Origin of the sequence: Reichenbachiella sp. MSK19-1, assembly GCF_003590315.1 — a bacterium.
Classification (GTDB): Bacteria; Bacteroidota; Bacteroidia; order Cytophagales; family Cyclobacteriaceae; genus Reichenbachiella; species Reichenbachiella agariperforans.
Genome location: NZ_MIER01000021.1, coordinates 427512 through 441594 on the forward strand (window position 1 = coordinate 427512; position 14083 = coordinate 441594).

Here is a 14083-nt window from a genome sequence, read left to right on the forward strand (position 1 = left end):
AATTCTCGTTTTCTGCGCTAAATTTGATGAGATTGTCCGATTTTATTCTGTACTTAGCCTCATGTCATTTAATCTAAAGTTTACCAAACATACCTTGCAATTCAAGTTCGATGCAGGGACCTCTCGTGGGGTTATGAAGACCAAAGATGCTTGGATATTGAAAATTTCTCATAGTGAACGACCCAAGGTTTTTGGCTATGGGGAAGTTAGTGTGATCGAGCGATTGAGTTTTGATTACCAACTGGATTTCGAGAATGAGCTAGAGCAACTCGCTGAGGAATTGAAGAACCATAAACTGCCTAAAACTGAAGGGGAAGTATATGCACTCGTAGCACGAGTGGTAGAGGTAACTAAACCCGCTATCCGTTTTGGTTTAGAGACCGCATTGCTTGACTTGGCGCATGGTGGGCAGTTTCAGATATTTGAAAATGATTTTTATACCCAAGAGCGAAAAATCCCGATCAATGGATTGATATGGATGGGGGATGAGTCCTTCATGCTAAAACAAATAGAGGGGAAACTTCAGGCGGGGTTTCGCTGTATCAAAATGAAGATAGGCGCCATAGATTTTGAAACGGAGAAGAAGTTGCTGTCCTCTATTCGCAAGCGGTTTTCTGCTGCTGATTTGACGTTGCGAGTGGATGCGAACGGCGCTTTTCAGACGCAAGAGGTTTTGAAACGATTAGATGAATTGGCTCAGTTCGACTTGCATTCGATAGAACAGCCGATTATGCCTCGACAGTTTCATGCGATGCAGTTGACTTGCAAGCGTTCACCTGTACCTGTAGCACTAGATGAAGAGCTAATAGGTGTTTTTGATCTGAGAGAAAAAAGAAGCTTGCTGTCAGGGATCGAACCTCCATTTATCATTCTGAAACCATCTCTGTTAGGAGGCTTCAAGGCAACTGCTGAGTGGATTTCTTTGGCAGAGGAGTTAGGGATTGACTGGTGGATCACCTCAGCTTTGGAATCCAATGTGGGACTCAATGCCATATGTCAGTTTACGGCCGAATATTCAGATTTAGGCTACCAAGGTTTAGGGACAGGTCAGCTCTATACGAATAACTTTCACGCACCTCTGACTATGGAAGGGCAGTTTATATACTATCATCAGAACCGTTCATGGGACCTTTCTCCGCTACTCTTCGGGAAGTAACCAGTCGTTCTATACGACGCTTTGATCGAAAAATGTTGATAATTGAAACCCTATTAGGCAGTTTTACTTAAATGTATATGCGAATAAAGGTTCGTAAATACGCTTTTCAAAATTGTCAAAGTAAGTTTTTGCTGGACTCAGCGGCCTCTGCAGCCAAGAGTTCAGCATTTTTTTTACCCAGATAACGATCGATGATGCCATGTCCTACATAGATCATAGGAGTGAGTAGAATAGCAACCGAGAATTTGTAGATATAGTTGATGATGCCGATAGCAATCACTTGCTCTAGCGGCCAAGTCCCCCAGATGTAGAAAGCGATGAATAGTACGACAAAGCTATCTATGAACTGTGATACGAGGGTGCTCCCTGTGGCTCTCAGCCAGATTTTTCCAGATCCGGTGATACGGCGAAGTTTTTGAAAAATGAATACATCCAGTAATTGACCTACTAGAAAAGCAACTAAAGACCCGACCATGATGCCTAATCCTTGCTGAAAAATAAGTTTGTAAGCATAGTTCACATTAAAGGAATTGCCGCTAGAGTCTTGATCATTATACTGCATCCAGAAATTAGCAGGCGGAAGTAGTGTGATCAGATAGATAAGTAGGAATGCTAATGCGATAAGTCCGACGGTTAGGAAGCTGATTTTTCGAACGCCCTTTTTACCAAAATACTCGTTGATGATGTCGGTTGTGATGAAAACTATGGGCCAGAGTATGGCGCCAGCCGTGAGGTTGAAGTCTAGGTTTATCTGCCCAAAAAAGTTGATTTGAGCAGGAGGTATGTCTAGCATCTTTTCGAGAGAGAAAATCTTTACACCCAGAATTTCTGCGAGTAGCGCATTCATAATGAATATACCAGCCAGTATCAGGAATAGGTTGTTTTTTTTCTCGTGGTATTGATGATCTGGCATAGGTTTTTCGTACGAAGATAGGTGTTGATGCTGAGATTTGGAAGAGCCTTTCACGCATGCTTGTACGTGTACTAGTTTGTTTTTTTGATATAAAAAAAGCTCTTGATAATTCAAGAGCTTTCTATTTCGTTAATCGCTGCTTACTAGGCGACCTTGAGCTTGTTGATTTTTGATTTCTCAAATTTTTCTTCAGCGTAGGCTTTGTTGATGACGAGTTTCTTGGTTTTGGTATCCGAAGGAATCTCGAACATCGCATCGTTGACGATAGATTCACAGATCGATCTGAGACCTCTTGCACCTAGTTTGTATTCTAGTGCTTTCTCGACGATGTAGTCAAGTGCTGTTTTCTTGAACTCTATCTCTACATCCTCCATCTCAAAGAGCTTAGTGTACTGTTTGACTAGTGCATTTTTTGGCTCAGTCAAGATTTTTTTCAGTGCATTGGCATCTAGTGGATTGAGGTGTGTCAATACAGGTAGTCGCCCGATCAACTCTGGGATCAGCCCAAATGATTTCAAATCTTGAGCTGTAATGAATTTGAGTAGATTGTCTTTGTTTACTTCTTCAGTTTTTTCTTGAGCCGAAGCGCTAAAGCCAAGTGGACGAGTATTGAGTCTCGAACCAATGTTTCTCGTGATCCCGTCAAATGCACCACCACAGATGAATAGAATGTTCTCTGTATTGACAGTGATCATCTTTTGGTCTGGGTGCTTTCTGCCTCCTTGTGGAGGAACATTGACAGAAGTTCCTTCGAGGAGCTTAAGGAGTGCCTGTTGTACGCCTTCACCGCTTACATCTCTGGTGATGGATGGGTTGTCAGATTTTCTGGCAATTTTGTCCAATTCATCTATATATACGATTCCACGCTCTGCAGATTCTACATCATAGTCAGCGGCCTGTAGTAGTCTTGTTAAGATACTTTCTACATCTTCTCCTACATAGCCGGCCTCTGTTAGTACCGTTGCGTCGGCTATACAGAAGGGTACCTGTAGGATTTTGGCCAACGAACGAGCGAGATAGGTTTTTCCTGTACCGGTCTCTCCCACCATGATGATGTTTGATTTTTCAATTCTGACATCATCATCTTTGTTCTCTTGCATGAGACGCTTGTAGTGGTTGTACACCGCTACAGAAATGACCTTTTTGGCCTCATCTTGACCGATTACATATTGATCGAGATGAGATTTCATGTCTTTAGGCTTGATCAGATTAAAGCTAGGAGAGGAAATGTCATTTTTAGTCTTCGATTCTTCGCTGAGAATCTGATTGGCTTGGGTGATACACTTGTCGCATATGTGCGCATGAATGCCCGATATCATCAAATCCACATCTTTTTTATTCCTCCCGCAAAACGAACATGTTACTTGTGCCATTTCCTCTTCTTTCTTTAAATATACTAATTATTTTTTCGAGTCTCTCTCCAGTACTTCATCGATTAAGCCATATTTCTTTGCTTCATCGGCTCTCATCCAGTAGTCTCGGTCAGAATCTCTCTCGATTTCTTCATAAGTTTTGCCACTGTGGTGAGACAGGATTTTGTAAAGGTCTTCTTTTACAGAGAGTGTTTGTTTCAACGAAATCTCCATATCAGAAGCTTGACCCTGCATGCCTGCCATTGGCTGGTGAATCATGATCCTAGCGTGCGGTAGTGCAGCACGTTTCTTTGCAGCTCCGCCAGCGAGCAATACTGCACCCATAGATGCTGCCAGTCCTGTGCAGATCGTGTTGATGTCTGGATTGACGTAGTTCATGGTGTCGTAGATGCCTAGTCCAGCGTAGACAGATCCTCCTGGGCTATTGACATAGAGCAGGATGTCTTTTTTCGCATCTACAGACTCTAAGAAAAGCAACTGTGCCGTAATGATGTTAGCGATATTGTCATCTACTCCAGTGCCTAAGAAGATGATTCTGTCCATGATCAACCGTGAGAACACGTCGATTTCTCTAAAGTTGGTAGGTCGCTCTTCGATGACAGCACGGGTCATATTTTCTATATGTCCAGTGTACTGATCGAATGTATTTCCATTTATGTTTTGGCCCTTTACGGCAAAATCTCTAAACTCCTTCTTGTCCATTATTCAGTTTTTATATTACAGATACAAAAAAACAAAAAAAGCCCTTATATCAAAGGACTTTTCTATTAGACGATCTTAATGTGCAAAAGTTTATGCTTTTTCTCTGTATTCTTCTGCGGTCACTTCTTTTGACTTGATGGTGACATTCTCTTTCAAGAAACTAATGATCTTTTCGTTGAAGACAGTTTCCTGCAATTTCATGTAGTTTTTGCCTTCGTCAGACTGTAGGTAGTTGTCAGTGAATGCGTCGATATTCGCTTCCATTTGCTCTGACATGCCCATAGATCCGAATTGTTGACGAATCATATTTTTCGCTTCGTTGACTACATCTTCGTGTTCTACTTTGATGTCATTGGCTTTGGCCAATTTGCTCTTGATCATTGACCATTTGAGATCATTGGTGTAGAGCGGATACTCTTGTTCGATCTGCTCGTCTGTGATATCCTTGTTGGAGATCTTTAACCATCTCTTCAAGAACTCGTCCGGCAATTCGATCTTAGTGTTCTCGATGAATGCGTCTCTGATCTTGAGTTGTGTATAGCCATCAGTTTCTTTGCTATAGTTTTCACCGATTGTAGATTTTACTTTCTCGATGAACTCCTCTTCTGATTTTACTGCGTCTTTGCCGAATACTTTGTCGAACATGTCTTGGTTCAGATCAGCGGGGATCACACGGTTGATATTTTTGATCTCAAATTTGATTTTGCCAGCCAGCTCTTTGTGCTCGCCTAAGAATTGATCTCTAGCCGCATCATTCTTAATAGATTTAGCCGGATCGAATTCTACTACGTCCCCTGATTTTTTACCGATGAATTTCTTTTGGTCTTTTTTCTCTACTTCTTTCAAGTCGAGTGTGTTGCCAGCAGGTTCTTCTTCGGTGGATTCTGTTTGGATGAATCCGTATAGCGAATCCCCTTCCTCGGAAGTCTCTGGGTTGGTCATTTCGCCAAACTGATTTTTGAGATTGTCCAAGGTCTCTGTCATCAACTTGTCATCCACTTTGATTGTGAAAGTGTCTACTTTGACTTTTTTGTCAGCCTTCACTTCGAATTCTGGAGCGATTCCGATGTTGTATTCGAACTCAAAATCTTTTGAATCTTCCCAATTGATTGTCTCGATTTGCTCTTGGTTAGGTAGGGGTTCGCCTAGTAGCTCGATTTTATTCTCACGGATATACTCCATGATTTTAGCAGAGACCAACTGGTTGATTTCTGCTACCAAAATAGATTTGCCGTACATCTTTTGGATTACAGGCTTAGGTACTTTTCCTTGTCTGAAACCTTTGATAGTGGCTTTCTTGCTGTAGTCCTTGATCTTTGCCTCAACATTAGGTTGATAATCAGCCTCTTTTAAATTAACTTTAATAAGGGCTTCTGTCTTTGAGATTTGATCTAATTGAATATCCAAAACCGTGATGTTTTTATGTACTAAGTTGTCAAAATTAAAAAACCCTCTAGCCTGATAGTCAGGTAGAGGGTGATTGTGTTGTGCGGATGGAGGGACTCGAACCCCCATGCCTCGCGGCGCTAGATCCTAAGTCTAGTGCGTCTACCAATTTCGCCACATCCGCATGATGTTTTTGAATGTCTTTCGAAAATTTCAGATCTGAAACTATCAACATTAATCTTTATTAATGTGCCTTTCGGCGATTCTGTCATTTTCATCACATTCTCGTGACTGAAAAATTTGGAAGTGCAAAGCTAGTGTAGAAATTGAATTAAGCAACATCAATCTTGTAAATATTTTAAAGAATTTAATAATTGTTTTCAGGTGCTAATTCTGATCTTTGTAGATCAGTCTTTTTACAGGTTTTAGCTAAGGAATTCGAATGGGAGATGCATTTGTTGTAGATGTAGAAGAAGAGAAAAAAGAGATACTCAGACGGTATAGGAGGCTGCTTAGACGAGCCAAACCCTTTCTAAAGGATGATGACGCTAAGATTATTCGAAAGGCCTTTTTTACTGCAGCAGAGGCGCACAAGGATATGCGTCGAAAAACGGGAGAACCTTATATCTATCACCCGATAGAAGTCGCCTACATTTGTGTGGCAGAGATCGGGCTAGGTACTACGTCCATTGTGTCTGCGCTACTGCATGATGTCGTGGAAGATACTGATTGGTCACTTGGAGACGTGGAGCGTGAGTTTGGTGTCAAGGTCATGCGTATTATCGATGGGTTGACCAAAATCTCTGGCGTGCCAGGAGAGAGCATGTCAGAGCAGGCAGAGAATTTTAGAAAAATGCTCTTGACCTTGTCTAAGGACACCCGCGTCATTCTGATCAAACTAGCTGATAGACTTCATAATATGCGTACCCTAGAGAGTATGCAGCGACACAAGCAACTCAAGATCGCTTCGGAGACTTTTTACCTCTATGCACCGCTGGCGCACCGATTAGGTTTGTATGCGATCAAGACTGAGCTTGAAGACCTCTCTATGAAGTACCGCGAAGCGGACGAATACAACTATATCGCAAAAAAGATCAACGACACGAAGGAGGAGAGAAGCCGCTTCATTCGCAATTTTATCCGACCGGTTCAGAAGACGATCAACGAACAAGGGTATAAAGTAGAAATAAAAGGGAGGCCTAAATCGATCTATTCGATTGCTACTAAGATGAAGAAGCAAAATGTGCCTTTTGAGGAAGTGTACGATTTGTTTGCGATTCGTATCATTATAGATGTAGAGGAGGAGAACGAAAAGGCGGCTTGTTGGCACGTCTACTCTATCGTGACGGATAACTATACGCCCAACCCAGACAGGCTAAGAGACTGGATTAGCATCCCTAAAGCCAATAGTTACGAGTCCTTGCACACGACCGTAATGACCAACAAAGGTCAATGGGTAGAGGTGCAGATTAGAACCCGGCGTATGGATGATATCGCAGAGAAGGGGTATGCCGCTCACTGGAAGTACAAGGACGGAGCGTCTAGCGGAGAGTCTTCGTTAGACCTGTGGATCGCTAGTGTACGAGAGTCTCTGGAGCAGAATGACATTTCAGCGATCGAATTTGTAGATGACTTTAGATCGAATCTGTTCCAAGAGGAGGTTTATGCCTTTACACCAAAGGGTAAATTGATCACGCTACCGAATGGCTCTTGTGCTTTGGATTTTGCTTTTGATATTCATACAGAAGTGGGAGGTTGTTGTATTGGTGCCAAGATCAATAAAAAGCTTGTTTCACTCAATACCAAAATTAAAAATGGTGATCAGGTAGAAATACTGACCTCTTCTAAACAGCGTCCGAATGAAGGCTGGCTCAAGTATGTCATCACCTCCAAGGCGATTGCGAGTATCAAAGACTATCTCAAGGAGGAAAAGAAAAAAGCGGCATCAGAGGGCAAAGAAATAGTGCTTCGGAAGTTGAAGCAGATCAAACTCGATCTGAACAATGATACCATCAACCGAATGATTGCATACTTTGGTTCTGAATCTCCACTGGATTTTTTTTACGAGGTTGGTAAAGGGAAGATCGATCCGAAAGAGATTAAGAAAATCAGTGATGTCAAAGAGGAGAAAAAGCACAAGCGAAAACACAGCGATCAACCGAATGAAGTAGCTCACGCTACCAAAAAAGCCAAGGAGGCTAATGATAATCCATTGATTCTGGGTGAGGATATGGATATGGTAGACTATAAGTTTGCCAACTGTTGCAAACCTATTCCGGGCGATGACGTTTTTGGATTTGTAACCGTGAGTGATGGGATCAAGATTCATCGCACAAGCTGCCCTAATGCAACCGAACTCATGTCTAACTATGGGTATCGGATCATCAAGGCCAAGTGGACTTCTCAGCAGGAGATCGCCTTCTTGGCAGGAATCAAAGTAGTAGGGACGGATCGACTTGGTATGATCAATGACATCACACAGATTATATCCAACGACCTGAAGGTCAATATGAGATCGATGAGTATTGATACGGACAACGGGATATTCGAAGGGAGTGTGATGGTATATGTAGATGATACTTCGCATCTTGAAACGATGATAGACAAGCTGGGAAGCATCAATGGAATAGAGAGAGCATACCGCTTTGATTTATATGAAGATTAGTTTCGATAAAAAGCTATATTTGCACGCTGAAAGTCAAAAACACAGATAGAGTTAAAAAATTGAGCCAAACAGAAGGACATACAGAGTTACGGTCAAAGATTTATGAAGAGGTGAAAAACATCTTTACTAAGTTTTTGGAAAATAAATCATTGCGAAAAACTCCAGAACGCTACGCGATTTTGGAAGAAATCTATAGTAAGTCTGGACACTTCGATGTAGAGACGCTCTATATCAGTATGAAGAATAAAAACTATCGCGTCAGTCGCGCGACAGTGTATAATTCTTTGGATCTATTGGTAGAGTGTGATCTTGTGACTAAGCATCAGTTTGGACAGAATCTGGCTCAGTATGAGAAGTCTTACGGCTTTAAGCAGCATGACCATATCCTGATGGAAGGGACAGGTGAAGTGCTAGAGTTTTGCGATCCGAGGATACAAAATATCAAACGAACTCTAGAGGAGATGTTTGAGATAGACATTACCCATCATTCGTTGTATTTTTTCGCAAAGAGCAAAAAGGACAAGATTCAATAATTAATTCACACGAAATGACTTTTAATTTCAAGCAAGAGAATGATTTGACTATCATTCAATTTGAGGGTGACCTGATTGGTGAAGAGAATGGCCCAGAAATCATCGCACAAGTCAACGATACCCTGAACAACAACATTACGAAATGCGCTATAGATATCACCGATGTACGGTATATCAACAGTAGTGGTATAGGCGTATTGATTACGATTTTGACCAAGTTTAGAAACAATGGTGGAGAGGTCGTACTCATTAACCCTTCTGATCATGTTAAAAAATTATTGGTTATCACCAAACTCAATGCGATTTTTGCGATCGCTGATAACCTCGATCAAGCGAAAGAAGAACTGAATAAATAAAAGAAGCATGTCTGTAGATGTATTGCTAGGACTCCAGTGGGGAGATGAAGGAAAAGGGAAAATTGTTGATTATTTGACGCCCAAGTATAATGTGATTGCTCGTTTTCAGGGTGGACCTAATGCGGGTCATACGTTGAAGTTTGGAGATACCAAACACGTATTGCACCAGATTCCGTCTGGTATTTTTCACGAAGGATCACTTAATGTAATTGGAAATGGAGTGGTGCTAGATCCTGCTATCTTCCAAAAGGAAATCCTTGCTTTGGAAAAGTTCGAGAACTACAATCCGAGCAAACTGAAAATATCTAAAAAAGCGCAACTCATTCTACCGACACATAGGATACTAGATGCGGCATATGAAAACGCCAAAGGAGCGAAGAAAATAGGCTCGACCCTCAAGGGGATCGGTCCAACCTATGAAGATAAGATATCTAGAAATGGACTCAGAGCAGGTGATACACTGGGAGCTGATTTCATGGATAAGTATGAGGTGTCTAAAAAGAGACACTTGGAAATTCTTAGCAAATACGATTTTGAATTTGACCTGACAGAACTAGAGGATGCCTTTTTCAAGGGCATTGAGTTCCTCAAAACCTTCGACTTGATCGATAGTGAGTATATGCTCAATGGTCATTTGGATGCTGGGGATAAAATCTTGGCAGAAGGAGCGCAGGGATCAATGCTCGATATTGACTTTGGGAGCTACCCATTTGTGACGAGCTCTAACACTACGACTGCTGCAGCATGTACAGGGCTGGGTGTGGCTGTCAACCGTATCGGTGAGATATTTGGAGTGTTCAAGGCATACTGTACGAGAGTAGGTAGCGGTCCATTCCCTACCGAACTACATGATGAGACGGGAGAGACACTGCGTACGAACGGTGGAGAATTCGGTGCTACGACAGGACGTCCGCGTAGATGTGGATGGTTAGATTTGCCTGCATTGAAATATGCGATCATGGTCAATGGAGCAACACGCCTTTATATGATGAAGGCCGACGTATTGACAGGGTTTGAAGAGATTAAAATCTGTACTCAGTATAAAAGCAAAGATGGTAGCGTGACGGATCAGATACCACATGATCTATCTGACGATACTTTCTCACCAGTGTATGAGACATTGCCAGGCTGGAGTGAAGATTTGACAGGTGTCTCTAGCTACGATGGCTTGCCTGACACGGTCAAGCGCTACGTGGAGTATATAGAGAAGGCAGTAGGTTTACCGATAGATATCGTATCAGTAGGGCCAGATAGAGATCAGACATTGATCAAATAAGTGCTGTGACACTTTAGAGAATTGAAACCTCGGCTATGATGCCGAGGTTTTTTTGTTTTCACGGAAGTGAACTTTTTAGCGATTATCCTTCGGTATTGGTCAGAATGTCTAGGGTAGGTGTGGAATGAAGGTGATAGTTTTGACTTACTAATTACTAACATCTACATGGGACAAGCAGAATGCTGCGAGTCTATTGGATAATAAAACAAAAGCATAATGAAATTGATAAATATGATCGCTGTGGTTTGCCTTGTAGTAGGAGGAGTAGCCTGTCAGCCAGCACAGAAAAATGAAGAAACTGTAGAAATGAGTAAGATGAAAATATCACTAGCCGAATGGTCGCTGCACCGTGCGATCAAAAGTGGAGAGATGGATAATCTGGACTTTCCGAGAGTAGCGGCAGAGGAGTTTGAGATCTATGCTGTGGAGTATGTGTCGCAGTTGTTTCCTGACAATAATTTTGATATGGCATACTTGCAGCAGCTCAAAGATAGCTGTGAACATTATGGAGTGAAGAGTACGATGATCATGGTCGATCATGAGGGAAATCTAGGGGATACGACAGAGGTGTCTCGCCAAACCGCAGTGCAGAATCATATCAAGTGGCTGGACGCTGCACAGTTTTTGGGATGTTTGTCTATTCGTGTCAATGGCAATGGCTTTGGGGCGGATGAGGCGGTGACGGCTGCTTTGGTGAAGTCACTGAGAGAACTGGGAGATGTTGCTAAGGAAAAGGAGCTGATGGTGATCATAGAGAATCATGGTATCAGCATGCCGGATGGCTCGTGGAACATGAACTCGTTTTCTAGTGATGGGGCGAGATTAGCCCATGCGCTAGCAACGGCTAATCACCCTAATGTAGGTGCATTACCTGATTTTGGCAATTTTGCAGACTATGACAAATACCAAGGTGTGAAGGATTTGTTGCCCTACAGTTTTGGGATCAGTGCCAAAACATTTGCTTTTGATGAGCAGGGCGAATGTGCTGAGACAGACTATCAGCGCATGTTTGACCTGATCAATACCAGCGATTTTGACGGATATATTGGTGTGGAGTTCGAGGGAGATGGAGTCTCTGAGTACGAAGGGATCAAAATGACCAAAGCATTGATAGAGAAGTATCGAGAGGATTAATAGGATATGATTTTTCGGACATGAGGTTGCCTTTTGATAAGAGAACCTCTTTTTTTTAAGGTAGTTCCTTGACGAGGAAATGAATAGAGATTAATAACGTTTGACATTAAAGATTTAGTTATTTCTTTATGAAAGTAGTAATCATAGAAGACGAAGATTTAGCGTCTGAATTTTTAGAGAAATTATTGCTCAAGAGTCCTTATGATCTAGAAGTCATCGCGATTTTGGATAGCAAAATGCAGGCTTTTGAGTGGTTTCAATACAACAGTTGTGATTTAATATTTAGTGATATACACTTGGGTGACGGGATGAGTTTTGAAATATTCGATTCTTTGGATATTAAAACCCCGATCATATTTACAACGGCTTTTGATAAGTATGCCATTCAGTCTTTTGAGTATTTTGCGATTGACTATTTACTGAAACCATACAACCGTGAAAAGCTCAATTCTGCATTGGAAAAGTATACTGGTTTGAATGCTACAGGCAGCGAACAGGGTGACAAGATTGAAATGCTACTTAAGGAGTTTAAGGGACAAGCGCCTAAGAAGAGCCAAGAGCGTTTTTTAGTCACTAGAGGTGATCAATTGATTTCGCTAAAGAGTAGTGATATAGGGTGTTTTATGGCGGATGACAAGTACCTGTATCTTTATACAAAAGAGGGAGATAGTTACTTATATGAGGATACGATTTCTAATTTAGCGCTTAAACTAGACCCTGAAGATTTCTTCAAAGTCAACCGAAAATATATCGTGAGTCATGCCGCGATCAAGACTTTATCTAAATTCAGCAAGAATAGAATTAATGTTGAACTAGGAATAGGAGCTCTTTCCGAGGAGTTAATATTGGTAAGCGCAAAGAATGTAGGAGCATTTAAAAATTGGTTGAACGGCGTAGAATAAATCGTGTCTGGAGGTTTGAGAACGATAAATTGGAGTATTAGAAAATGCAAATGGGATTTTTGCTAAATATCAAAAGGCATCAGCACTACTTTTATATCAGTATATTTTTGGTAGGGTTGTTTTTTGTAATTATCGGGTTGATTACGTCCAAAATTACAGATGTGACTGAGGAATTGGTAGTAGAGGTAATTCGTGAAAAACACGTTGCTCAGCAAAATGCCTTGTCATTTGAGATCAATGCATTGGACTTGTACATGACAGACGTAGAAAATACTTTTAGTAATGGCCTTTCGTCTGATCAACTGGTTTCTAGGTTAGGTTTGATCAGTGAGCTAACATTGACCAATGAAAAGATTGTCAATAGTTGGGTAATGGTCTTCCAAAAAGGCGAGTTGATCGATAAATTTTCGTCTAGGATACTAGATGCTGAAGAATGGGCAGGTATTGCTTTGGAAGCAGAAGCGTTGATGGCGCTGACGATGGAGAGTACTATCAACAAGATCGTACGGACTGATTCTTCGACATTGGAGCGAAAGATGATCATGGGTAAATCCACGAAGGGGGATGTGATTATTTTTGGTTATGATGTGGATTTAATTCGTTTTTGGGAGTATTATTCTCAGAACTATTACTCACGTGGGGGGTATAATGTATTGTTCAATGGTGATGGTATTTGTATGCTGCACCCTGATCCAAAATACATTGGACAGGCTATTGAGTTTTATTTTGAAGAGGTTAGTATTCAGGATGTGTTGAATAATGAAGAAGGTTCGAAAGGAATATTTCCGTTTATTCAGATTCAGGCTGTTTCAGAATATTTGGGATTGGAGGTGATGCGGTATTATAGCGTGATAGAGACCAACCGAAAGCATGATGTGATTCAGGTTGCTAGTTTTCCGATTCAGATCAATATTGAAGAGTCACTTTTAGATACCAAGCGTTATTTTTATTGGATTGGACTATTGACACTGGTGACGTTTATTATGATTCTCGGTTTGTCCAGATTTCAGCTTAAAAGGGAGTTTGTCAAAAATAGAGTGACAGAAAAAGAGAAAGAACATCTTAAGCTCATGAATGAAAAATATCAGCGAGAGAATGCTGTATTACAACTTAGGCGCTTGAAACGAAAAATGAATCCGCATTTTCTTTTCAATGCGCTCAACTCTTTGATCATGTTAATCGAAACGAATCCAGAGCTGTCTCAGGAATTTGTACTCAAACTCTCAGAGGTCTACCGATACTTATTAAAAGACAGACAAGGGAATTTAATCACCGTCAAGGAGGAAATGGAGTTTTTGCAGCAATACATCTTTCTTCAAAAAATAAGATTTAGCACAAGTCTCAATGTATCGATCCTCTATGAGGACGGAGGTATGAGTATGACCAAATCCATTCCGTTGTTAGCATTAGAGACTCTTGTAGAAAATGCGATCAAACACAATGAGATAACCAAGACGAACCCATTGTATATAGAAATTAAGGTTAAGGAAGATCAAATCGTGGTTAGTAATAATTATAACCCTAGAGCCGTAGCTGATAGTCATCACTTGGGGTTAGAGTACTTGAAAAATAGCTATGAATACTACGAAGTATCGACATTTAGAGCGCGAGTGGTAGGGGATCAATACATTTGCTGTTTGCCTTTACTCACTGTATAGACCATTTCACTCCTATTAATGTCGTATTG

Annotated in this window: 12 protein-coding genes and 1 tRNA gene; 8 read left to right on the forward strand and 5 right to left on the reverse strand. The window is 41.2% G+C overall.

The annotated features are described in order from the left end of the window. Positions 1–61 precede the first annotated feature (61 nt). Positions 62–1156, forward strand: coding sequence for an o-succinylbenzoate synthase (locus BGP76_RS19710; RefSeq protein ID WP_119845930.1), 1095 nt, complete (start codon positions 62–64; stop codon positions 1154–1156). Positions 1157–1271: 115 nt separating this feature from the next. Here the strand turns inward: BGP76_RS19710 and BGP76_RS19715 are convergent, their stop codons facing one another. The 5 genes from BGP76_RS19715 to BGP76_RS19735 form a co-directional block, all read right to left on the reverse strand. Then, positions 1272–2069: a queuosine precursor transporter gene (locus tag BGP76_RS19715; protein WP_119845993.1), complete on the reverse strand. Its 798-nt coding sequence runs from the start codon at positions 2067–2069 to the stop codon at positions 1272–1274. A gap of 143 nt (positions 2070–2212) precedes the next feature. Further along, complete coding sequence (gene clpX, locus BGP76_RS19720; RefSeq protein WP_073122692.1) at positions 2213–3442, reverse strand: ATP-dependent Clp protease ATP-binding subunit ClpX; 1230 nt, start codon at positions 3440–3442, stop codon at positions 2213–2215. A gap of 27 nt (positions 3443–3469) precedes the next feature. Then, positions 3470–4147 (reverse strand): ClpP family protease, encoded by a 678-nt coding sequence (locus BGP76_RS19725; protein ID WP_073122691.1) that lies wholly within the window; start codon positions 4145–4147, stop codon positions 3470–3472. Between the two features lie 87 nt (positions 4148–4234). Then, a complete protein-coding gene (tig, locus tag BGP76_RS19730; protein WP_255416159.1) occupies positions 4235–5659 on the reverse strand; it encodes a trigger factor in 1425 nt (474 codons plus the stop codon). Further along, positions 5633–5714: transfer RNA gene (locus tag BGP76_RS19735), tRNA-Leu, on the reverse strand. Before BGP76_RS19735 ends, tig begins: the two co-directional genes overlap by 27 nt. Before the next feature lie 258 nt (positions 5715–5972). Here BGP76_RS19735 and BGP76_RS19740 point away from each other — a divergent pair. From BGP76_RS19740 to BGP76_RS19770, 7 genes are all read left to right on the forward strand, one after another. Then, on the forward strand, positions 5973–8195 hold the full coding sequence (locus BGP76_RS19740) for a bifunctional (p)ppGpp synthetase/guanosine-3',5'-bis(diphosphate) 3'-pyrophosphohydrolase (protein ID WP_073122690.1): 2223 nt from the start codon (positions 5973–5975) through the stop codon (positions 8193–8195). A gap of 59 nt (positions 8196–8254) precedes the next feature. Continuing rightward, positions 8255–8728, forward strand: a complete 474-nt coding sequence (locus BGP76_RS19745) for a Fur family transcriptional regulator (RefSeq protein ID WP_170863790.1) — start codon at positions 8255–8257, stop codon at positions 8726–8728. Between the two features lie 14 nt (positions 8729–8742). Continuing rightward, complete coding sequence (locus BGP76_RS19750; protein ID WP_073122689.1) at positions 8743–9084, forward strand: STAS domain-containing protein; 342 nt, start codon at positions 8743–8745, stop codon at positions 9082–9084. Positions 9085–9091: 7 nt separating this feature from the next. Next, positions 9092–10360 carry an adenylosuccinate synthase gene (locus BGP76_RS19755; protein WP_119845931.1) on the forward strand — a complete coding sequence of 423 codons (1269 nt, stop codon included), beginning with the start codon at positions 9092–9094 and terminating at the stop codon, positions 10358–10360. A gap of 216 nt (positions 10361–10576) precedes the next feature. Next, on the forward strand, positions 10577–11494 hold the full coding sequence (locus tag BGP76_RS19760) for a sugar phosphate isomerase/epimerase (RefSeq protein WP_119845932.1): 918 nt from the start codon (positions 10577–10579) through the stop codon (positions 11492–11494). Between the two features lie 128 nt (positions 11495–11622). Beyond that, positions 11623–12396 carry a LytTR family DNA-binding domain-containing protein gene (locus tag BGP76_RS19765; protein ID WP_119845933.1) on the forward strand — a complete coding sequence of 258 codons (774 nt, stop codon included), beginning with the start codon at positions 11623–11625 and terminating at the stop codon, positions 12394–12396. Between the two features lie 50 nt (positions 12397–12446). Next, entirely contained in the window at positions 12447–14054 is a 1608-nt protein-coding gene (locus BGP76_RS19770) for a histidine kinase (protein WP_158584348.1), read from the forward strand. Positions 14055–14083 lie beyond the last annotated feature (29 nt).